At 72.9% G+C, this 22,970-nt stretch carries 10 protein-coding genes; 5 read left to right on the top strand and 5 right to left on the bottom strand.

Features of this window, described 5'->3' with window-relative positions:
* Positions 1 to 6 precede the first annotated feature (6 nt).
* Positions 7 to 219: a hypothetical protein gene (locus HDG69_RS09775; RefSeq protein ID WP_171783595.1), complete on the bottom strand. Its 213-nt coding sequence runs from the start codon at positions 217 to 219 to the stop codon at positions 7 to 9.
* Positions 216 to 4,421, bottom strand: coding sequence for a hypothetical protein (locus HDG69_RS09770; protein ID WP_343036361.1), 4,206 nt, complete (start codon positions 4,419 to 4,421; stop codon positions 216 to 218). The genes HDG69_RS09775 and HDG69_RS09770 overlap by 4 nt, the downstream gene beginning before the upstream one ends.
* Positions 4,422 to 4,740: 319 nt before the next feature.
* Here HDG69_RS09770 and HDG69_RS09765 point away from each other — a divergent pair, with 319 nt between their 5' ends.
* The 5 genes from HDG69_RS09765 to HDG69_RS09745 all read left to right on the top strand — a co-directional run bounded on the left by HDG69_RS09765 (position 4,741) and on the right by HDG69_RS09745 (position 12,065).
* Positions 4,741 to 5,967: an MFS transporter gene (locus tag HDG69_RS09765; protein WP_343036360.1), complete on the top strand. Its 1,227-nt coding sequence runs from the start codon at positions 4,741 to 4,743 to the stop codon at positions 5,965 to 5,967.
* A 63-nt stretch (positions 5,968 to 6,030) separates the two neighbouring features.
* On the top strand, positions 6,031 to 8,037 hold the full coding sequence (locus HDG69_RS09760) for a sigma-70 family RNA polymerase sigma factor (RefSeq protein ID WP_171783594.1): 2,007 nt from the start codon (positions 6,031 to 6,033) through the stop codon (positions 8,035 to 8,037).
* A 50-nt stretch (positions 8,038 to 8,087) separates the two neighbouring features.
* A complete protein-coding gene (locus HDG69_RS09755) occupies positions 8,088 to 8,480 on the top strand; it encodes a nuclear transport factor 2 family protein (RefSeq protein ID WP_171783593.1) in 393 nt (130 codons plus the stop codon).
* A gap of 28 nt (positions 8,481 to 8,508) precedes the next feature.
* A complete protein-coding gene (locus tag HDG69_RS09750; protein ID WP_171783592.1) occupies positions 8,509 to 11,520 on the top strand; it encodes a non-ribosomal peptide synthetase in 3,012 nt (1,003 codons plus the stop codon).
* Entirely contained in the window at positions 11,517 to 12,065 is a 549-nt protein-coding gene (locus HDG69_RS09745) for a hypothetical protein (RefSeq protein WP_171783591.1), read from the top strand. The genes HDG69_RS09750 and HDG69_RS09745 overlap by 4 nt, the downstream gene beginning before the upstream one ends.
* A gap of 25 nt (positions 12,066 to 12,090) precedes the next feature.
* On the opposite strand, the gene HDG69_RS09740 is transcribed toward HDG69_RS09745, so the two are convergent.
* From HDG69_RS09740 to HDG69_RS09730, 3 genes are all read right to left on the bottom strand, one after another.
* On the bottom strand, positions 12,091 to 13,815 hold the full coding sequence (locus HDG69_RS09740) for a choice-of-anchor A family protein (RefSeq protein ID WP_171783590.1): 1,725 nt from the start codon (positions 13,813 to 13,815) through the stop codon (positions 12,091 to 12,093).
* A gap of 264 nt (positions 13,816 to 14,079) precedes the next feature.
* On the bottom strand, positions 14,080 to 14,580 hold the full coding sequence (locus HDG69_RS09735) for a hypothetical protein (RefSeq protein WP_171783589.1): 501 nt from the start codon (positions 14,578 to 14,580) through the stop codon (positions 14,080 to 14,082).
* Positions 14,581 to 14,748: 168 nt separating this feature from the next.
* Positions 14,749 to 22,635 carry a DUF5979 domain-containing protein gene (locus HDG69_RS09730; protein WP_171783588.1) on the bottom strand — a complete coding sequence of 2,629 codons (7,887 nt, stop codon included), beginning with the start codon at positions 22,633 to 22,635 and terminating at the stop codon, positions 14,749 to 14,751.
* Positions 22,636 to 22,970: the final 335 nt, after the last annotated feature.

The following is a 22,970-nucleotide window of genomic DNA, read 5'->3' as shown; positions in this document are numbered from 1 at the left end:
GCCGTCTCACCAGTGGGGCGGCACGTCCCGGCGCAGCCGCTCGTCGTTCGAGTCGTGGCCACCGTCGTCGTCGGCGGTGACGCCCCAGACCGTCTCCTTCTCGGCCCCGCGCCGCACCGCACGGCGCGGAGCCTTGCGCTGCGGCGGACGAGGGGCGTCAGCGGGGGTGCCCTCAGGAACAGCGGGAGTCTCGGGGGTGCCCGCGGAGGTGGAGCTCACGGCTCCAGTGTCCCCCGCGGGGCGGCCGTGACCCCGTCGGGGCCGTCGATCCCGTCGATCTCCTCGTCGTCCACCACCACCGGGACCACGACCTCCGGCGGCACCGGCACCCCGCCCGGGGTGCCGACCCGCTCGTCGCGGACCTGCTGCACCAGCCGCCGCACCCGGTCGGCCTCGCCCTCGGGGTCCAGGAACGCCGCTGCCGACCAGACCTGCGCGACGGTCCAGCCCAGGCGCTCCAGCCGCTGGGCGAGCTGCCGGTCCCGGACCCGCACCGACGGTTCGGCCACGTACTCGGCGTCGTCCGTCAGCACGGCGACGAGGAGCTCGCCCGGCAGGTCCGGGTGCCCCACGACGAGTGGGATCCGGTCGCCGTCACCGATGCCGTAGTCGGTCTCGACGAGGTAGCCGAGGCGCCACAGCCGCTCCCCGAGGTCCATGAGCAGCCGGTCAGGCACCCGCCCGGCGTCGATCCCGTTGCCCAGCTCGACCTGGTCCGCCACTCCCGACCGGCGCTCGGCCAGCTCGAGGAGCTCGCGCAGGAGCCGTGGCCCGTCGCCGCGCAGCCGGTCGGGGTCCAGAGCCTCCGCCGGGAAGCAGGAGACCACGTGCAACCGGCGCCGCGTGGCGCCGAGCGCACCGAGCAGCATCGCCGCACCGCCGTCGTCGCCCAGCACCCCGAACCGGTGCAGCACCCGCCCGTGCGGGGTACGGCCGAACCCGAGCGAGAGCAGGATCGTGTCCCGCGAGAGCCCGGCGACCCCGGTGATGTCGGCGACGACGACGGGTTCGGCGCGACGCCCGGAGAAGAACGACGCCAGGGCAGGGTTGGCCCGGACCTCCGCCAGGAGCGCCTCGCGGATGCGGTCGGCGTGCGACGCGGTGACGGTGACGATGCCGAGCGTCTCCTCCGGGCGCGTCAACGCGTGCTCGATCGAGACCTCCACGACACGGTCGACCTCGGCGCGGGTGCTCTCCACCGCCCCCGAGACCGGGTCCGGCATCCCCGTGCCGTCGACGACGTCGAGCTGCACCAGCGCCTCCGGGCGCGGCAGCGGGGCCGGGCGCAGCAGGCCGTCGTACCCGTGCGCTGCCAGCATCCGCGTGAGCCCGGGGTCGCGGCGGTTCTCCTGCGGCTGCAGCGTCACCGTGGGGAGCAGGGCGGACAGCTCCCGCACGCACGTGCCCGACGCCGTGCGCGGGTCGCCGACCACGACCACCTGGCGGCCCCGGGCCAGGCACGTGACGACCACCTCGATCGGGACGTGCTGCACGGCGTCCAGCACCACGAGGTCCACGGTCCGGTGCGTGGGCAGCAGGTGGGGAACGAGGGTCGGTGTCGCCAGCACGACGGGTCGCAGCCGTCGTGCCACGTCGCCGTAGTCCTCGATCAGGTCCCGCAGCGACGTCATCCGGCCTTCGATGAGCTCGGCGAACATCGCCTCCGAGCCCTCGCGGTCCTCGCGCATCGCCGTGCCGAGGTGCGCCCGCGCCGCCACCCGGGCCGGCTGCGACAGGGCGGCGAGGTGGCGGGCGTCCAGGTCGCGGAACCGGCGTGCCAGGGCGTCCAGACCGGCGCCGTCCTGACCCGCGAGGGTCGGGTCCCCACCGAGGATCTGCTCGAACACGCTCGTCCACCACGCGAGGTCGAGCTCGGCGGCCACCTGCTCCGCACCGGCCCGGCGGGAGGTCAGGTCGTCCACGAGCTCCCCGAGACCTGCGTCACGTGCGCGGCGCACGAGCTTCGTCCGTTCGGGGAGCGTCTCCAGCGCCCCGGGGTCGCCGGCCAGCCGGTGCATCCGTTCGGTGAGCGCGTCGAGGTCCAGGTCCAGCAGCCTGCCACCATGGGTCGTCGGGCTGAGGACGGGCTCCAGCGCGACCAGGTCGATGCGGGCGGCCTCGTAGGTGTCCTCGATGGTCGCGAGCCCCTCGGGGAGCGTCGGCCACCCGCCGCGGGGCGAGTGCTCGGCCCACACGTCGCGCTGCGCGGCGACCTCGACGAGGGCCGTGTGCAGGTCCGCCACCCGCACGCCGGGGCGCACCATGTCGCGGGCCCGCTTGCGCAGCCGGCGGCGCGTGAACCAGCCCATCTCCACGCCGCGCTCCCGGCGCCAGCGTCGGGTCGCCGTCGCCTGCACGAGGTCGGTGGCCGTGCGCTCGAAGACCATCGGGTGGAAGACGTCCAGCGTGCTGCGCATCCCGGCGAGCATCTGGAGCTGGGTACCCCAGGCGCTGATGGTCTCCGGCGCGGCGAGCCCGGTCACCTCACCGGTGTAGGCGATCTGACGGCGCAGCTGCGGCAGCGTCGTCTCCTGGAGCCGGCGCACCCGTGCCAGCGCGTCCCGGGCCTCGTCCATGGTCGTCAGGTGCGCGCCGAACCACGGGGTCGACGACGGGCGCAGGGTGAACGCGCCGAGCGCGGCCGCACGTTCCAGGTCGGCCGCGAGCCGCCGTCGTCGGTCACCGTCCGTCGCCACGGCCGTGCGCGCGTCGAGCCGCACGGACGTCGACGGTGCCGGGTGCTCCGAGGTGAGCCGGGCCAGCTCCTGCAGGGCGTCGTAGGCCGACACGCCCCACGGTTCGCGCCGGGCGTGCAGGGCGTCGATGTACCCGGTGAGCTGGGAACGGGCGCCGATCAGCGCGTCGCGCAGGCTGGCCGTCTCCGACGTGCTCACGGACTCCGGCTCGGTGGCCATCGCGGACAGCAGCCGCTCCGCCATGTCGTCGCGCCAGGTCTGGCGCGGGGTCACGTCCAGCGAGAGCCCGTCGAGACCCAGCTCGTCGAGGCGCTGCGCGAGCCGGTCCGCGGCCCGGCGGTGACCGGTCACGTAGAGCACCGACCGGCCGGCCGCGGCGGCCTCCGTGACCACGGCGGCGAGCGTGCCCGCGACGTCCGCCCCGAGGGGCGCGTCGACGAAGAAGTGCTGACCCGTGCCCAGCACGTCGACGACGTGCCGCTGGTGCGGGTCGAGGTCGCCGACGCCGCGCTCGCGCGCCGGGTCGGCGTCCCCGCGCCGCGGTGCGGGCAGCTCCGCCCCGGAGACCCGCGCCACGGCCTGGTCCGCACCGGCGAGCGCCGCGACCAGCTCGTGGCGGCCCAGGGCGGGCGCGACCTCGTCGAGGTCGTCCACGAGCGCCTGGCCCGGGTGCACGAAGGTGCCGACCAGCACCCGCTTCTCCCAGCGGAAGTCGTCGAGGTGCTCGGCCGCGAGCGCCGCCACCCGGTCGAGCACGTCGTCCGGGTCGAACCCGGCCGCCGTGAACGTCGCCTGGGCGAGCGCGGTCAGGTCGGCGTCGACGCCCCGGGCCCGGAGCGTGCGGGCGAGGACGGGGTTGATCTCCGCCGTCGGCTCCAGCGAGAGCTCGTAGTCGGTCTCCCCGTCCCCCCGCGGCGTCATCGCCACCGGACGCAGCAGGATCGGCACGTGCACCGTCCGGGTGCTCGGCGTCACCTCGTCGGGCGGGGTCGGACGGCGCGCGGGGCGGTGCTGCCGCCGGGCCACGCTCACCACCGGGATCGACGTCGTGACGGCCGGCGCGCTGTCCGACGCAGCCTGCGCGAGCTGGGCGGGCGAGGCCGCCGACGCGGAGCCGACGTCGTTCGGCGAGTCGGCAGAACCGGGGCCCGGGCTCGGGGAGCTCGCGCTGGCCACCTCGGCCAGCGCGGTCAGGTCGCCCTCCCGGTCGCCCGACGGCTCACCGGGCTCGACCGGCTCCGACCAGGAGGCGACACCGATCGCCAACGACGTCGGGGCGAGCCCGTACTGCGCCGCGTGCTCGGCGGAGCGGACGACGACAGAGCGGGCGTGGCGGCGCGCGGTGGGGAACGTGCCGGGCTCGCGCACCAGGTTGGACAGCCGTGTGGAGCGGCCGGCGAAGAGCTGGGCGACACCCGAGGGGTGCGCGGCGGACAGGTCGACCACCGCCTCGCCGAGCGTGCCGACGTCGGTGAGCGTGGACCCGCCGACCATCTCGGCCAGGCCGGCGCGCCACCGGCGGACGGCCTCCACGAGCGGTGTCGTCGTCGTGGCATGGACCGGGCGGGCGCGCCCTCCCGACGCGCCGGGCACGTCGTCGGTGTCGGCGGCATCGGCAACGGGCGCACCGGTTCGGCCGGTGGACGGTCGCGGCGCGCTGTCGTCCTGCGGCTCGACCGAGGGTTCGGCCGCGGCCGCGGCTGTGGATCGGCGGAGGACTCTCACGCGAGCACGGTAGTCCCGGTCGTCGGGGCGACGGCGCCGGGCACGCCGGGATGGCCGGAATCGCCGTACGGGGGGCCGGTCGAGTCGTCGACGCCCCCTCGGCGGGGGTCCGAGGAGGCGTCCGACCGGAAGTCCGGTCAAGGACAGCGCGCACCGCGCAGGGGGCGGGCGATGCGCGCTGCCACCAGGTATTTTGCCCCTCGTGTCACCTGCCAGTCAATACAGTGCGTTGAATCTCCGCGACGGGAGGAGATCGCTCCCACCGCTGTGACGTCGAAAGACGTGGCGCGTCGGCCGAGGGCCGCACTACGCTCCTGCGGTGAGGAGACTCGTCGAAGCGATCGTCCCGGCCCGGATGGGTGTCCCGTTCCGGTGGATGCTCGCGTCGAGCTGGACCAGCAACCTCGGTGACGGCATCGCGCTCGCCGCCGGGCCGCTGCTCGTCGCCTCGCAGACCGACTCCGCCACGCTCGTGGCGCTCGCCGCACTGCTGCAGCGGCTGCCGTGGCTGCTCCTCGGGCTGTGGGCGGGAGCGCTCGCCGACCGCGTCGACCGCCGGCGGATCATCATCGTCGCCAACGCGCTGCGCGCCGTCGTCGTGGCCGTGCTGTGCGTCGCGATCACCACCGGGACGGCGAACGTCGTCGTGGTGCTCGCCGCGATGCTGCTCATGGGCGTCGCCGAGGTGTTCGCCGACACCACGTCCCAGACGCTGCTGCCGATGCTCGTCGACAAGCGGGACCTGGGGACGGGCAACGCCCGGCTGCAGGCCGGGTTCCTCACCGGCAACCAGCTCGCCGGGCCACCGGTCGGGGCCTTCCTCTTCGCCCTGGGGGCGGCATGGCCGTTCGGGGTGCAGGTGCTGTGCGTGCTGCTCGCCATCGTCCTCATCAGCCGCGTCTCCCTGCCGCCCGTGCCGCGGCCCGAGACCCCGGCCCCGGCACGCCGGGAGATCCTCGAGGGGCTCCGTTGGCTGTGGACGCACCCACCCGTGCGGACGCTCGCGATCGTCATCTTCATGTTCAACGCCACCTGGGCCGCGCCGTGGGGCGTCCTGGTCCTGTACTCGCGCGACCGCCTGGACATGGGCCCGGTCGGCTACGGCCTGCTCATCACCGCCACCGGCGTCGGAGGCGTGCTCGGCACGCTGGTCTACGGCCGGCTCGAACGGCGGTTCTCCCTCGCGACCCTGATGAAGGTGGTCCTGTCGATGGAGGTGGCGTTCCATCTCGTGCTGGCACTGACGACGTCGGCCTGGGTCGCGATGGCGACCGTGTTCGTCTTCGGTGTCTACACGTTCGTGTGGGGGACGGTGTCGAACACGGTGCGCCAGCGCGCCGTCCCGACGCAGCTCCAGGGCCGCGTCGGGTCGGTGTACCTCATCGGGCTCTTCGGCGGGATGGTCGTCGGCAACGCTCTCGGCGGCGTCCTCACCGACCTGTGGGGCGTCACGGCGCCGTTCTGGTTCGCGTTCGTCGGCGCGGGGGTGACCCTGGCGGTGGTCTGGCGACAGCTCGACAGCATCGCCCACGCGGAGGCTGATTGAGGGTCCGTGCCACCCGTGCGCCACAATGGACGGGCAGCAGGGACGTCGTGGGGGGATGCATCGATGAGGTTCGGTCACCGAGGACCACGGGACGGCGAGTCCGCCGCGCTCCGTGAGCTCGGGGACGAGCAGCTCGCGGAAGCGGTCCGGACCGGGACCGAACGCGCCTTCGGTGTCCTGTGGGACCGGCACGCCGGGGCGGGCCTGGCCGCCGCGCGGCGGATGACCGCGGCCTTCGACCCCGAGGACCTCGTGCAGGAGGCGTACCTGCGGATCTGGAACGCCCTGCTCAACGGCAACGGCCCGGACGGGCCGTTCCGGCCGTACCTCTACCAGACGCTGCGCAACATCGCGGCGTCGTGGTCCCACCGGAGCACCGACATCCCCGTGGAGGACCTGCCCGAGCAGGCCGACCCGCGTGACCTGTCCGACGACGTCGTCGAGGGTTCCGTGGCGATGCACGCCTTCCGCGCCCTGCCCGAGCGGTGGCAGTCGGTGCTCTGGTACGTCGAGGTCGAGGAGATGAGGCCCCGCGAGGCCGCCCCCCTGCTGGGGCTGTCCGCCTCGGCCACGGCGGCGCTCGCCTACCGGGCGCGCGAGGGGTTGCGGCGGGCCTGGCTGCAGGCGCACGTCAACGTCCGGGCCGTCGCCCCGGCGTGCCGGTGGTCCGTCGAGCGGATGGGCGACTTCCTGCGCGGCAGCCTGAGCCGGGAGGTGCACCACAAGGTGCGCCGGCACGTGGCCGAGTGCGCCGACTGCACGCTGCTCGTCGGCGAGCTCGGCGACGTCTCCTCGCGGCTGCGCGTCGGACTGCTGCCCCTGTTCCTCGGCGCCCCGGCGCTGGCGGCGAAGGCAGGGCTCGGCGGCACCGCAGCGGTCGGCGTCGAGCCGGGCTCCGGCGGTGCGGGCATCGCCGGGATCTGGCGCAGGGTGGGTCGGTTCGGCAGCCAGCCGGTGCGGGGCGTCGTCGGGGGCCTGGCCCTGACCGCCGTCGTCGGTGCGGTGGCGTGGGCGGGCAGTGTCGTGCTGGGTGGCCCGTCGGCGCCCGAACAACCGGACGCCGCTGCCGTGGTCTCCTCGGGTCCGGCCTCGCCGGCCGGCCCGGAGCCGGCTGGGCCGACAGATCCGGCGGAGCCGATCACCGAGGACCCGGCCCCGTTGACGGAGCCGAGCCCAGAGGTGGAGGCGTCGCCGCCGGACACCGACGACGGCACCACGGGCAGCGAACCCGCCGAACCGTCCCGGCCCCAGGCCACGCCCACGGAGGCGGATCCCGCACCGGGCGTGCGTCCGACCGACGCGCCCGCAGACGCGACGCCACCGCCCGATCCCCCGGTGCCCACGCCGACACCGACGGTCGTCTCGCCCACACCGACACCCACCCCGTCCCCGACGGGGACCGTGCCCACACCCGCGCCGTCTCTCACGCCCACACCCGCGCCGTCTCCGACACCCACGCAGGAGCCGCTCGACCCGCCGGTGCTCGGCTCGACCACGCCCCGCGGCACCGTGGCGGTCTTCCCACGGACCAGCGGCGAGGCACCGGCCGGGACTCTCGTCTCCGTCACCGACGCGTCGGGGACGCTCGTGAACACCCTCACGGTGGACGACAGCGGCACGTGGGACCTCACGCTCGACGGCCTGGGGACCGGCGACCACGGCAGTCTCACGGTGACGCAGGCGGCCCCGGACCAGCAGCCCGTCGTGGACACGATCGGGCCGTACGAGTTCGACCTGCCCCGGATCGTCTCACCGGCCGACGGCGACGTGCTGCCCGGCCGCTGGGTGCCCGGCGAGCCGCCATACACCGTCGACGTCGCGTTCGACGGGACCGCCGGGAACACGGTGCAGGCGGCGGTCGACGGGGCCTGGACGGGGAACGTCCACACCCTCGCGGACGAGCCGCTGGGACGCGTCGTGCACGGCCTGGAGCCCGGCGAGCACACCCTCGGGCTCCGGATGGCGGAGGACCTCGACGGCGACGAGCCCCGCTACGGGCCGACGACGACGGTGACCTTCACCGTGGTCTCCCCGTTCGAGGTCGCGGGTGCGGTGCCCGCCTACCCGTGAGACGGTGAGTGCGGCTCGACACCCCACCCGCCTCACCCGAGGAGAGTTCCGTGTCCCAGACCCACCGCAGCGTCCTCGAGAAGGTCTACGAGGCCTTCAACGCCGGCGACGTCGCCGCCCTCGACCAGCTCTTCCACGACGACGCCGTCATGTCGATCCCCGGCGAGACGCAGATCTCGGGCGTCTACCACGGCAAGACAGAGATCTTCGGCGCCTTCGCCCGCATGGCCGAGCTCACGGGCGGGACCTCACGGGCCGTCGTGCAGCGGATGGCCGTCGACGAGGACGGCGGCGTGGTGATCGCCGTCGACGAGGCCACCCGGTTCGGGGAGCAGGTCAGGGCCGAGTTCGCCGACGTCTTCACGGTACGGGGCTCCGCGGTGAGCGAGCTGCGCTTCTTCCCGGCCGACCCGGCGGAGATGGCGCACTTCTGGCGGGACTGACCCCCCCCTGCGACCCCGGAGGACGACCGTGGCCGACGCGCGCACCCTGACTCAGCAGCTCGACGAGATCACTCGGCGACAGCCCGACGACCCCGCCGTGATCGATACCGGCGGCACCACCACCTTCACCGACCTGCAGCACGCCTCCCGGGAGATCGCCGCCCGTCTCGCCGCGGCGGGCGTGGGACACGGCGACGTGGTGGGCGTCGTCGGACACCGGGGTGCCCGCACGCTCGCCAGCATGCTGGCGGTGCTCCGCCGGGGCGCCGCCTACCTCCCGGTCGACCCGGCGACCCCGCGGGCGCGGCTTGCGACGATGGTGGAGTCCACCGGCTGCCAGGTCGTCGTCACGACGACCGATCAGCGGGTCGCCGACGGGTTGGCCACCGTCGTGGACGCCCGGGCGGACCACCCGACGGACGACACACCCCTGCGTGATCTGCCTGCCGACGCTGAGGACCACGCCTACGTCATGTTCACCTCGGGTTCGACGGGGACCCCCAAGGCGGTCGGTGTGACGCACGGCGGCATCCTCCACCTCGCGACCCGGAACGGGTTCCTGGCGCTCGGGCCGGGGCATCGCGTCCTGCACGCCTCGACCCTCGCCTTCGACGCCTCCACCCTGGAGATCTGGCCCGCACTGCTCAACGGTGCCTGCCTCGTCGTCGTCGAGTCCGACCTCCTGCTCGCACCCGAGGCCCTGGGCGAGCGCCTGCGCACCCACCGGGTGGACACGGCGTTCTTCACCACCAGCCTGCTGCACCACCTGGCGCGGACCCACCCGCCGCTCTTCGATGCGCTCTCGCAGGTCATGACCGGCGGGGAGGCGCTCGACGTCCGCCATGCCGCCGTGGTGGCGCGCCGCGTGGACCGGCTGATCAACTGCTACGGCCCGACGGAGGGGACCGTCGTCGCGACAGCGCAGGTCATCGACCCCGACGCCGACGGTCCCGCCCCGATCGGCCGCCCGCTGCCGTATGTCGACTGCCAGCTCCTCGACGAGGACGACGGACCCGTCCGGGGTGCCGGTGTCGGTGAGCTGCTGATCGGCGGCGTCGGCGTCGCGACAGGCTATCTTCACGACCCGGAGCGCACACGGGAGAAGTTCGTCCTGCTGGAGACCGCACCCGGCAGGTCATCGCGCTACTACCGGACCGGCGACCTGGTGCGCCGCACCGGAGACGGGCTGCTGTTCTTCGAGGGACGACTCGACAGTCAGGTGAAGGTCAGGGGCTACCGGATCGAGCCTGCCGAGGTCGAGCAGGCCCTGCGGCGACTCGACGACGTGACGGAGGCCGCCGTCGTCGACGCCGAGGACGAGACGGGAAGGTGGCTGGTGGCCGGTGTCGTCCTGTCAGGCGACCGGCTCGACAGCACAGGCGTCCGCACCCGGCTGGCATCCGTCCTGCCGGACTACATGCTCCCGGCCGACATCGTCGACCTCACCGAGATTCCGCGGACACCGAGCGGGAAGGCGGACCGGGGTGCGCTGCGGGACCTCGCCGCCCGGCGGAGGTCCACCGGCGCCGATCCGGACGCCGTGCCCTCGCCCGGGACCCTCGCCGAACACGTCGCCGCGGCGTGGGCAGCAACGCTCGGTGTGCCGGCGTCCGCGCCCGACGAGCACTTCTTCGACGTCGGCGGGACATCGCTCGGGGCAGCACGGCTCGTCGCGAGGATCCAGGCAGAGCTGGAGCTCGACGGGGCGAGCGGCTACGACCTGATCCGGGCACTGCTCTCGGCGCCTCGGCTGGACGATTTCACCGCCAAGGTGGGGTCGGTGGTCGAGAACGCCGGAGCGTCGCAACCGGCGCCCGAGGCCACCGACCGCTGGCGCGCCGACATCCACCTGCCGGAGACCACGCCGCTCGCTGACGCCGGGCACGGTGACCGGATCCTGCTCACCGGCGCCACCGGGTTCTTCGGGTCGTACCTGCTGCGCGAGCTGCTCGCCCGGACCGACGCCGTGGTGGAGTGCCTGGTGCGTGCGCAGGATCCCGCGGCGGGCCGACGACGGATCGCCGACGCGCAGGCCGCCTACGGGCACGGTCCGCTCGACGACGACCGCATCGTGGCGTTGCCGGCCGACCTGACCGCGCCGGACCTGGGGCTCTCCCCCGCCACGTTCGACGCGCTGGCCCGCCGCACGAGCCGTGTCTACCACTCGGCTGCGCAGGTCAACTTCGTCTACCCCTACGAGTGGCTCCGGCCCACGAACGTCGACGGCACACGCACCCTGGCCCGGCTGGCGCTCCGGGGCGGTGGCATCCCCCTGCACTACGTGTCGACCATCGCGCTGCTGTCCGGCATGGGGTCCGCCGACGTGCGGACCCTCACCGAGGACGACGCCGTCGAGCACGTGGAGCGGATGTCGATGGGCTATCCGGAGAGCAAGTGGGTGGCGGAGAAGGTCCTGGGTCTGGCCGCCGTGCGCGGCGTACCCGTGTCGGTCTACCGGCCCTACGAGATCACCGGCAACCAGCACGACGGGGCCTGGAACACCGAGGCGGCGATCGTCGCCTTCTTCAAGGCCATCGTGGAGATGGGCGTCACTCCTGACGCAGCGCTCCCGCTGGACTTCGTCCCGGCGGACTACCTGGCTCGGGCGCTGGTCTGGCTCGGGGAGAGGACGGGCAACGTCGCCGGGAAGACCTACCACCTGACGAACCCGTCCTTCGCCCTGCTGTCCGACATGGTCGATCGTCTGCGGCTCGCCGGGCACCGGATCACGACGATCGGCTACGACGAGTGGGTCGAGGAGCTGCGCGCGTTCTGCGCGACCTCGCCGGACCACCCGATCGTGGCGTTCCTGCCGATCTTCACCACCGTGGCCGCCCAGCGCGACGTCACCGTCAAGGAGCTGTACTTCGAGGACCTGTTCCCCCGCTTCGGCCAGGAGAACGCCGAGGCCGGGCTCGCCGGGTCCGGGATCGAGTGCCCACCGGTCGACGCGGCGATGCTGGACGCCTACATCGACTGGTTCCACACGATCGGATGGATCGAGTCTCCGGCTCGCACCCAAGCGTTCGAGAGGGCGTGAACGTCGAGCTCTGGGTCGGTCCTGTGCTCCCGGTGGCGCGCTGCGTCCCCTCGCTGTCGCCGGAGGACGCCGCCGCGGTCCGCCGGGCAGCGTCGTCGGCCGTCGCCGACCTCGTCGCGACGTCGCGGACGATGCAGCGCTCCGTGCTCGCCCGGACGTTGGGAGTCTCGGTCGAGGACGTCCGGATCGACCGTCGTTGCGCACGCTGCGGTCACATCGGTCACGGCCGTCCCGTGGCGGTGGACGGCCCGGCGTACTCGGTGACGAGGTCTGGACGGATCGTGGCGATGGCCGTCGTGCCGTGCGGCGCCGTCGGGCTCGACGCCGAGGAGGAACGTGCGGGCTCACGCGCCTGGGTGCGCGGCGAGGCCGCGCTCAAGGCGCGGGGCCTCGGGATCGACCGGCTGTGGGCGCCGGAACCGCAGTGGATCTTCGACGGCCTTCACCTGGTCGACCTGCGGGCGGGCAGGCGTATCGGTGCCCTCGCGACCGACCGTCCGGTCGCCTCGGTGTGCTGGCGCCGGTGGCGTCCCGGGCCGCCCTGAACCTCAGGACGGCCCGGGACGAGACTCAGGCCCGTCCGTCACCGACCCGTCGACGGGCCATGATCGTGAGCCAGGCGCCGACGGCGAGCAGGGCGACCGCGACCGCCGCGACGATGCCGGCCTCGGTCCCGGTGACGGGCAGCATGCCCGTCTCGTCCGACGTCGCGACCACCTGGTCGGCCGTCTGCGTGCCGGGGTCCGTCCCCGTCACCTCCTGACCGGCGGTGTCCTGCCTGTCCTCGTCCTGGGACCCGACGGGCTCGTCGCCCTCGGCAGTGGTCTCGTCGCCGGGCTCGGTGACCTCGGGCGTCGGCTCAGGGGTCTCCTCCTCCGTGCCGACGACGTCCGCGGTGTTGGTGAGGGTCACCAGCACGACCTCGTCGGCGGCCACGGTCACCGACGACGGCGAGAACTCCGCAGCGCCCCACACGACGCCGTCGACCTGGGGCAGACCCGACTCGGCGAACGTCACGACCGTCCCGGTCGGCAGGTCCTGGGGGCCCTGGACGACGGTGCCGTCCGCCGGGACCACCAGCGTGCCCGCGACGGGCTCGCCGTCGACGGTCGCGGCGTACTCCACGGAGAACTCCGTGCCCGGGTCCACCAGGTCGGCACCCGCGCCGGTGACCTCCTTGACCACGGAGAACCCGCCGACCTCGACGGTCTCGGCGACACAGCTCGTCTCCGGCGCGCCGATCCACGGGTAGTTGTGCTGCTCGTTGCCGGTGCCGCTGGTGGTCAGGTCGCCTCCGACGTAGACACGACCGTTGGTGCTGGCCGTGATCTCGGCGTCCGCGACGGGCGCCAGGATCGTGCCCATGAACTGGCTGGAGCCACCGATGGTGATCTGCTCGGCGTCCGCGAAGTTCCACAGGAGCCGGGACGCGGCGTTGCCGAAGCTGTCGCTGGTGAAGTCGTCCACCCGCTCCCCGTCGAGAGCGAGGTAGGTCGGGGCGAAGTCGACGGGGCCGCCCGTGACCGTGATCGCAACCGCCGCGCCCTCGTCGACACCGTCGAGGTAGACCTCGGTGGCGCCGTTCAGGTCGGCCGCCGCGATCGAGAAGGACTCGAGGCCGGGGCCACCGGCGCCGCGGAGGACGACCTGGTTCCCGGACCGCTCGACGGTCCCGGTGATCTCGGCGCCGGCGAGGTCGGACGACACCTCGGTGATCGTGGTCTGGAAGTCCTCGTACGGAGCCATGGCCGAGGCCTCGCCCAGGCTGTCGGTCACCGTGGCGCCGAAGGCGTCCACACCACCACCCGGGGTCAGGCTCCCTCCGACACGCACGGCCCCGCCGCCGTCGACGAGCGCGCCGACGTGCACCTCGGTGCTGTCGGCGACGACGAGGTCACCGCCGACGGCGAGCATCGTCTCGCCGGGCGCCGGGCTGATGCCGGAGCCGACGCCGACGGACCCGACGTTGAAGACGCCGCCGGAGTCCTTGGCGAACGTGGCGTCGCCGCGGACCAGCAGCAGGCCCTCGGACTCGGCCGCGGTGCCGGCGGCGAGGTAGTCGCCACCCGCGTACACGGCGACGTTGCCGTCGGTGAAGGTGGGGACGTTGCCGATGCCCGGCATCTCCCCCTCGGCCGCGCACCGGTCGGCGGGCACGGCCGCCGCGGCAGGCGTCGCTCCGGGCCCGACGGTGGCGGCGAGCGCTCCGCCGAGCGCGAGGCTCGTGGCGGCAACCAGGGTTGCCGCCCGGCGCAGGCGGCCGGGGACGGCCCCCCGCTCCACTGCGTGAGTCATGAATGCTCCGTTCGATCGTCCCTGGTGGAGACTCTCACCACCAGATAGTTAGACAACCGTACTTATCGATCATGACGCCACCAGCCGTGACATGGATCACGTCGCGACCCGTCATCGAACACGCTCAGCCGTGTCTGTCCACATGGCGGCGGCTTGCGGGTAGTCCCCCCCTTTGCCCGCGGGTCGTCGCTGCCGCAGGCACGGGTCGACACCGACCACGGTCCGGGACACGTCGCAGGGGGACGGGTCCCGGACCACGTGCCGTCAGGTACGGTTCGGCGCCGCCAGCAAGGCGTCCAGCGCCAGCACGGCATCGACCATGCCCGAGGTGTCCCCCTCGCACGCCGCCCGGACACCGGCCCAGGCCAGCTCACGCGCCAGCGCTGCGTGGGCGACCGCAAGACTGCACTGCCCGCCGCGCACCACCAGGCGGGCGAAAGCGCCGACGAGTGGCGACTCGGCCACGTCGCGGTCGGCCCGGTCGAGCGCCTCGCTCGTCTGGACCTCGATGGCACCGGCCAGGGCCTCACGGACGACGCGACGAGCACGCAGACCGACATCGACCTCCCGGCCGCCCTCCGCCGCCGTCGGTCGCAGGCGCGCGTGCAGGTCGGCGAGCTCGTCAGGCGTCAGGAGCGGCGGGACCATCACGTCGACGCGAACCACTCCCGCCTGCGCACCGGGCCGTTCCGGTGTCCCGGAACCACTGATCCGTGCATACCCCCAGATCGTCGGGGTCAACGCGTACGTCGTCCGCACCATCACCGAGGCCCCCTCGCCTGTCTCCGCCCGATACCTGTCATGACCCACGTCGCGCCCGCACCTGACGGCAGCCACCGGGTGAAGTCCGCCGTGGTTCCCGGCGCGACCCCGCACACGACGACGGCGCCCCTGGCGGCGTGGGCAGGGGCGCCGTCGGTCAGCCGTCGGCCGTCAGGACTCCTGTCGACGACGCACGGTCAGCAGGAGCACGCCCGCCGCCAGCAGCAGGACCACGAGGCCCAGCACCCCGGCGACCGCGACCCCCGTGCGGGGAAGGTCGCCGCCGCCCGAGACGTTGCCTCCGGTGCCCTCGGCACCGGGGTCGGAACCACCGGTCCCGGGCTCGGACGGCACCGGTCCGAACGTGTTCGTCACGGTCACGGCGGTGGCCTCACCCGACGACACGAAGACCGCTCCCGGCGCGCCGCCGTCGACGGCGGACACCGTCGTGGCGTCCGCGCCGCCGTCGTCCGTCTCCGTGACGAGGCAGTCCGCCCCGACGGGCAGCCGTTCGTACCCGACCGCATCTCCCGGGACGAGCTCGCGCACCGCACCGCCCGGCACGTCGATCGATTCGCCGACGAACGTGCACTCCAGGGTCACCTCGAAGGGGCCGGCACCCTGCTGCTCCGCACCGGGTCCCTCCACGACCTTGTCCACCTCGACCGATCCGAGCTCGAAGGTGTTGGTCACGGTGACCTCACCGGTCTCCCCCGCGGCCACGACCACGGCGCCCGGGGCGCCGTCGTCCACGGCGGAGACGGCGACCTCGACGGCGCCGCCGTCGTCGGTCTCCGTCACGACGCACTCCGCACCGTCGGGCAGGCCGTGGTACGACGCCGGTTCGCCGGGCACGAGCACGCGCGCCGCCCCGCCGGGCACCTCGATCTCCTCGCCACCGAAGGTGCACTCGAGGGTCACCTCGAACGGTCCGGCGCCCCAGAGCTCGGCGCCCGGGCCGTCCACGACCTTGTCCACCTGTACCGACCCCACCTCGTAGGTGTTGGTCACGGTGACGACGGCCGGATCGGCACCAGCAGCCGGCACCACCACCTGACCGGGTACGCCGTCACCGACCGTCGTCGTGAGGTGGCTGCTCGTCGCGCCGTAGGTGTCGATCTCGGTGACCAGGCAGTCGGACCCGACGGGCAGGCCGGCGTACGTCACCGTGCCGTCGGCCTCGAGCACCCGCGTCGCGCCGTCGGGCACCTCGACGGGCTGGTCGCGGAAGGTGCACTCCAGCGCCACCTCGAAGGGCCCGACGCCGAACTCGGCGCCGGGGCCGTCGACCACCTTGGTGACCGCGACCTGCCCGAGATCGAACCTGTTGGTCACGACGACCTCCACCGGCTCGGCCCCGACCGTCACGGACTCCGGCGCGATGACCACGCCGGTGGCACCGCCGTCGTCGGTCTCGGTCACGGCGCACGCCGCGCCGACGGGCAGGCCCTCGTAGAGCACGGGCTCACCGGGGACCAGCTCGCGGGCGGCTCCGCCCGGGACGTCGACCTCCTCGCCGCCGAAGGTGCACTCCAGCACGACCTCGTACGGGCCGGTCGCGTACTGCGCGGCATCGCCGTCGACCACCTTGTCCACCTGGACGGTCCCGGCGTCGAAGGTGTTGGTGACGGTCACCTCAGCAGGCTCGGTGCCGATGGTCACGGCACCGGGGGCGCCGTCGTCGACCGTCGACACCTCGACGGAGGTCGCCCCGCCGTCGACCGTCTCGGTCACCACGCAGTCGGCACCGACGGGCAAGCCGTCGTAGGTCACGGGGTCGCCCGGCTCCAGCTCGCGCGCGGCCCCGCCGGGGATCGGCAGGTCCTCGCCCTGCCAGCTGCACTCCAGCAGCACCTCGAACGGGCCGACGGCGAACTCGGCCGCGTCACCGGCGACGATCTTCTCCACCTGGATCGACCCGACGTCGAAGGTGTTGACGACCTCGACCTCGACGGTCTCGCCAGCATCGACGGCCACGGCCTCGGGCGTGACGACCGTGCTGGTCGCTCCGCCGTCCTCGCTCTCGGTCACCGTGCACTCCGCGCCGGCGGCCAGGTGCGTGATCTGAGCCTCGAGCGGGCCGGCACCCCCGAGCACCACAGAGCCGTCGTAGACGACTCGCGGGTCCGGCTCGGTCCCGGTCAGGACGCACACGACGTCCAGGACGAACGGTCCGGCACCGTACCCGTCGGCACCGTCACCGTTGACCACCTTGAGCAGGCCGAGCGTTCCGACCTCGTAGACGTTGGTGATCTCCACCGATGTCGGGATCTCCTCGGCGGTGTCCGGCAGACCGGTCAGGACCACCGTGGTCGACGTACCGTCCGTCACGACCGGGTCGGTGCCGTCCTGGCTGACCTCGATCGACGTCGAAGCCGCGGACATCGTGTCGGTCTCCGTGACGGTGCACTCGGTCCCCACGGGGAGCCCGTCCAGCACCACGGGAGCCGCGCCGCCCTCCAACGTCAGGACCATAGGGTTCTCGGCGTCGTAGCCGTCGGCGTAGATGGTCTCCCCGAGGAACGTGCACTCCACCATGACCTCGAACGGCCCGTACGGGACTGCCCCACCGGTGGCGTCGACGGCGTCGCTCTCCACCAGCTTCGCGAGGTCGAGGCCGGTGAGCTGGTAGTCGTTCGTCGCCGTGATCTCGGCGACGTCCGGCTCCTGGCCGATCGTGACCGTCTCGGTGGTGAAGCTCGACTGACCATTGTCACCCTCGGTCAGCGTGCACTCGGCACCGTAGGGCAGGTTCGGCACGGTGACCGGCTCCCCCGGGGTCACCGTCACGGTGATCGGGTCCAGCTCGGCCTCCACCCAGGTGCCGACGGCAGAGACGCACTCGACCGTCAGCTCGAAGCTGTCCGGGGCGTAGGCCTGGCCCGGGCCGGTGACCTCCTTGTCCACGGCGAGCGAGCCCGTCGCGGTGGCCACGCCGACCTTGGTGCCCTCGGTGGGCAGCATCGAGACGGTGCTGCCGTTCGAGATCACCGACCCCGACGCTGCGGCGGAGTTCCAGGCGATCGAGAGATCACCGGCCTCGGGTGCCACGGGCGGCGTCGTCGTGGTGCCGTCCAGGTCGACGTGGTCGCCGGGCTGGAACAGGTCGTCCTCGGGGAACGTGATGACGATCTTGATCGCCGTGATCGACGCGAACAGCTCGTCGGACTCGGTCCCCGTGAGCTGCACCCATCCCGTCTCGGGGTCGTCGGTGGGACAGAGGGGTTCGTTGGCCGCGTCCTCGAGATCGTCCATGCAATAGTCCTGCACGGTCGAGTACGCAAAGCTCACCTCGGACCCCTCGGGGGCGTTGACCAGCTCCGGTGGCGGGTCGGTGGTGAGGTAGGGCCCCCACGCCGAGTTCCGCGCCGAGCTCGCGTACGACCCGGTGTCACCGGGCGTGGGCAGCCGGTCGTAGATCACGAGCTTGTCCATCGGCAGGTTGCCGACGTTGTTGATCTCGATCCGCCACGTCTCGTTGTGCCCCGGAGCGATGACGGGGGTGCAGGGGTAGGAGTAGAACCCGTCAGCGTCCGGCACGCACTCGGCCGGCGGGTTCGACGCCGCTGGGTCGACGATGACGTCGAGCTGGTCGTCCTCGGTCGCCTTGACCTGCTTGGTCTGGGAGAGCACCGCAGCGGGGATCGGGGTCACGTCGGCGTCCGCCTCGCAAGCACCGGTCTCGTCGTCCAGGCGGGACTCACAGGCGTCCCACGGCCGGTCGCCGGTGACCCCGGCGGTGTTCTGGACCAGGGTCTGGGCCGGCAGGCCGAGGCGGAACTGCACCTGCACCGTGATCGTGTACGACTGTCCGACCTCGAGCACCGAGCCGTCCGGGAAGCTGAACTCGAGCGCCTCGAGGTCACCGGTCTGGTCGACCGTCACGTCAGCCGGGTCGGTCGGCAGGGCCGGTCCGTTCGCAGGGTCAGGGGCTGCGCCGTCGAGCACGTAGCTGAACGGCTCGTCGACGTCGGCCAGCCGGAGCTGGGCCCCGTCGCCGTCCGACGGCATCGGGTCGTCGACCATCACCGGGTCGACGATCGCGCGGTCGCCGGTGTTGGTGACCGTGATGTTCATCGGGAACACCCCGTTGGGCGTCTGCGTGCCGCCGGAGACGACGTCGTCGAAGTTCTTGACGATCTCGACGGCGTTCGTCGCGTGCACGTAGACGATCTCGGCGTCAGCCGCGTCCGTCGCGGACACCGGCACCGGCTCGCCCGTCTCCGGGTCGACCACCAGGTCGGCACCGGTCACCTGACCGTCGACGGTGTTGCTCGCGACGCCCGGTGCCGACTCGCCCGGTGCGGGGTCGTTGCCCACCAGGTCGTGCTGGACCGCGCCACCGCTGCGCATCTCGAGACGCCGCTCGACCGAGATCGGCACCTCCTGCAGCGGCAGGGCCGGGTTCTCCCAGACCGACCCGTCGGCACGGGTGAACGTGAAACGGAGGCCCTGGACGTCGCCCGGGGCGACGCCGTCGGGCAGTTCGAAGGTGGCCGACGGCGTCCCCTCGACCCAGGTCCCACCGTCGACCTCGACCGGGTCGGACGACCCGGCCTCGCCGGTGAAGGTGGCACCGGTGAAGGCGTCCACCTGCACCTGCTCGATCGGGGCCGTCAGCGTCGCGCCGTCGAAGCCCGCGACGTCGTACTGGTTCCAGAACTGCGGATCGTCGTCGGTGAGCACCATCTCGACCGTGCGTGACGGACCGAGCGGGCGACCGGAGAGGGTCATCGTCACGGGCCCGGTGCCGGGCTCGACGATCTCGCCGGGCTCGAACGACTTGCCGACCTCGAGGTCGATCTCGGCGTCCTGCAGCTCCATCGTGGCGTCGTCGTACGCGAGCCGGACGTCGTCGCCGGTGCCGCCCGGGTCCGTGATCGTCGCCACGGCGCCGTTCGGCACAGGATTCGACTCGAGGGTGTCGAGGGTGATCGACTCACCGGTGTACCGGTCGGCCTCGCGCAGCTGCAGGGTCAGGTCCAGGACGCCGTCGGCGCCGGCCTCGACGAGACCGTCGAAGGCCACCTCGACGCCCACGACGTCGGACAGGTCGGCGGGCAGCCCCGTGCCGTCCGCCTCGACCACGTGGTCGGTGCTCGTGGTCGTCGCGCCGTCCCAGGTGGTGAGGGTGACGGTGATCTCGTCGGTCCCCGCGGGCGGGGTCAGGTCGATCGCCGTCAGGGTGAAGTCGTCGAACGGCCGGGTGCCCTCGGCGGTCTGGACGTCACCGGAGCCGGGGATCCCCGGTTCGGCGAGCCGGAGCTGGTCGACCTTCGCCGCGGACGTGTTGGTGCCGGTGATCGTCGCCGTCGTCGACGGGTAGAGCGCGGCGGGCGTACCCGCCGGCGGCACGGAGATCGGGCCACCGGTCCAGTCCTTGGCGACGGCGACGTTGAGCGGCTGGTCGATGATCGTCACGTCGTCGTCGTCGACGTCGGTGTACTCGGACTCGCCGAGCGTGGCCGTCCCGCGGGCGGTGTCGTTGACCAGTCCGGCGTCGCCGGCGTTGTACACCGTGCCGTTCGTCGTGCCCAGCGCCGGGCTGCCGTCGCTGCGCTTGGTGTCCCGCACCTGGAACGTCAGGTCGAGGTGCCGGCCGTCCGACTGCGTGGACCGGGCGACGCCGTCGCCCGGCTGCGGGGCGACCGGGTCGCCCGTCCCGCGCGTCGGCGACTCGACGTAGGTGAGCCGGACGGAGGTGGCCGACTCCTGCTCGGCCTCGGTCAGCGTGTACCCGGGGAACCCGCCGTCGCACGGGCACGGGTCGCCGGTGGCGGCGACCCACGCACCGTCGACGAACAGCTCCACCGACTCGATCTGGTCGTACGGGAGCAGCGGGTCGTCGGCCGCGATGCTCACCAGGTCGAACGCGTCGAAGAACGAGTCGGCGATGGCGGGGTCGTCGCCCGCGACCGGGTCGGCCGTGTCCTGCACGACGACCTGCTCCATGCCGGAGAATCCTCCGGTGGACCAGGTGAGCCGTGCCGTGGCCTGCTCGTCGGAGCGGGCCACCACGTCGGCGGGGTTGTCGAGGAACTCCTTGTCCAGCAGGTCGGGTCCCACCCCCGGGTCGACGGGCTCGAGCGTCACCTCGGCGCAGGCCTCGGACGGCTCCGTGGTCCCGACGGCCTCCGACGACGCGGTGGACGCCGCGCAGTTCGCGAGCGTCTCGTCCTGGTCGGTCGACCCCGTGAACGTGGCCACGAGGTTCGGCTGGACCTGGGTGCCGGGGGCGAAGCCGTTCCCGGTGGAGTCGTAGACGAGCTGCACGCCCTCGGCGCCGTCCGGGAGGTCACAGCTCACGGTGTCGGGTCCGGTGTACGGCCCGCAGCCAGGGGCCGCCACCCAGTCGGACCCGTCCCAGTAGCTGACGGTCAGGGTCGCGTCGGCCGGGACGTCGGTGCTGCGCACCTCGGTGGGGGCGAAGCTGTCCCAGAAGCTCGACGGGTTCGCCGGGTCGGTCGGGTCCTGGACGACGATCTGGTCGGCGTTGGTGGTGGACCCGTCCGGGCCGAACGGCAGCAGCTGGGTCGGCAGCTGCACGATGACGCCCTGGCCCGGCACCGCCGGGATGGTCGACGGCGTGATCGACTTCGTCGTCTCGGTCGCCAGGCGGTCGTTGAGGGTGACCAGCTCCGCGGTGGCCGTGTCCTCGGCGTTCGGCACCTGCGCGGTGATCTGGTTCGTGTGCGTGACGTCGTCGAGCTGCTGGTCGGGGTCGGTGTCCGCCGTGAACGGGATGGTCGCCTCGGCGCTGGAGACGATGTCGCCGGTGAACTCGACCGAGAAGCCGACCAGCTCGCACCCGTCGGGCGGAGCGGGCAGGGTGTTCGCCGTCGTCGTGCTCTCGCTGGACGTGGCCCCGTCGGCACACGTGAAGGTCACCGTGACCTCGGTGGCGTCCGCCGGCCAGACGATCCCGGCACCGGCACCGTCCGTGCCGAACCCGGTGAACGTCAGTGCGGACTCGCCCTCGAACGGGCTGTCCGTCCCAGGAGACGGCTCGGTGATGGTCAGCGAACCCACCTGGGTGCCGTCGTTCGTGGCGCCGAGGGTGACCGTCGTCGGGTCGCCGGCGCTCACGGTGGCGGGGTCGAACGACTTCGACGCGGTCACCGCGTTGTTCGGCGGGGTGATGACGTAGTCGTCCTGCGCCGTCGTCGGCTCCGAGTCGCCCTCGGGGTGGGTGACGTACGAGGAGACCTCGTTCACGACGGTGGTCGCTTCCGTCAGCTCCGTCACGGCCTCGCTCTGCTGGACCTCGACCGGGATGGTCGCCGTGGCACCAGGCTGGATGTCACCGCTGAACGTGTAGCGCACACCCTGGACGGTGCTCGGGTCCACCGCGCCGTCGAGCGTCTCCCAGGAGTCGCCGTCCCAGTACTCGGTGGTCACGGTGTCCGCGTCCGGCGGGAGGGTGATGTCGCCCGTGCCGGTGTACTCGAGGTAGTCGAAGGGGTTCGGGTCGGCGGTCGGGTCCGCCGGGTCCTGGACCACCAGGGTGTCGACCGCGTCGTTGGAGGTGTTGGTGGCTCCCAGCGTCATCGTCGCCGGCGTGCCGGGCTCGGCGAGCGCACCCCCCGGGTCGATCGACTTGGTGGTCTCGGAGCCCAGGACGAGCTCGACGACCGGGACGATGTCGTCCTCGGCGCTGACCTCGTCGGCGTTGTCGGCGTCGACCGTCGCCGTGTTGGTGATCGGCACACCCGAGGCGCTGTACGGCAGGTCGGGATCGATACGCCCGGTGATGGCGATCTGGACCTGCGTGCCGTTGTCCACGGACGGCGCCGTGTAGGTGACAGTGTCGGTCTCCAGGTCGGCGTCGATCTGCCCGTCCGAGCTGCCCTGGTTCTGGATCGTGGCGCTCACGAGCTCGACACCGTCGGGCATCGGGTCGCTGAGGACGGCGTTCGTGCACGGGTCCTGGTTCGGGTCCGAGCAGGAGACGGTCACGAGCCACTGCACGTCCTGGCCGGGGGCGTAGGGACCGGCGCTGGTCTCCATCTTCTGGATGCCCCAGGTCGCTGCCGAGGCGGACGTGGCCGGTACGGCCACCAACGGCAGCGCGAGCGCGAAGACCCCCAGGATCGACCAGCCACGTCGATGCCTCTGGGTCAGGAGACGTGCTCCGCCTCGTCCTCGACGTGCCGTCGCTCCTGTCACGCCGTGCCGTGGTGCTCGCCTCGTCATGTCTCCCTCTCGACGTCCGGTCGCTAGCGCCCGATGTGTCGCAACTGCAGTGGTTGTCCACGGGGCAAGACCTCGCGCCGCTCTCGGCGTGACGCCGGCACGGTGTGATGTACGCCACATACCATCGGCCTTGTCCCGCCCCACGCTGCGATCTGGAGGAGGCACGAGCACGGCCCGTGCACGACGACGGCGCCGCCCAC

This window comes from Isoptericola halotolerans, from assembly GCF_013149785.1.
GTDB classification, from domain to species: Bacteria; Actinomycetota; Actinomycetes; order Actinomycetales; family Cellulomonadaceae; genus Isoptericola; species Isoptericola halotolerans.
This window is presented reverse-complemented; position numbering and strand designations above follow the sequence as displayed.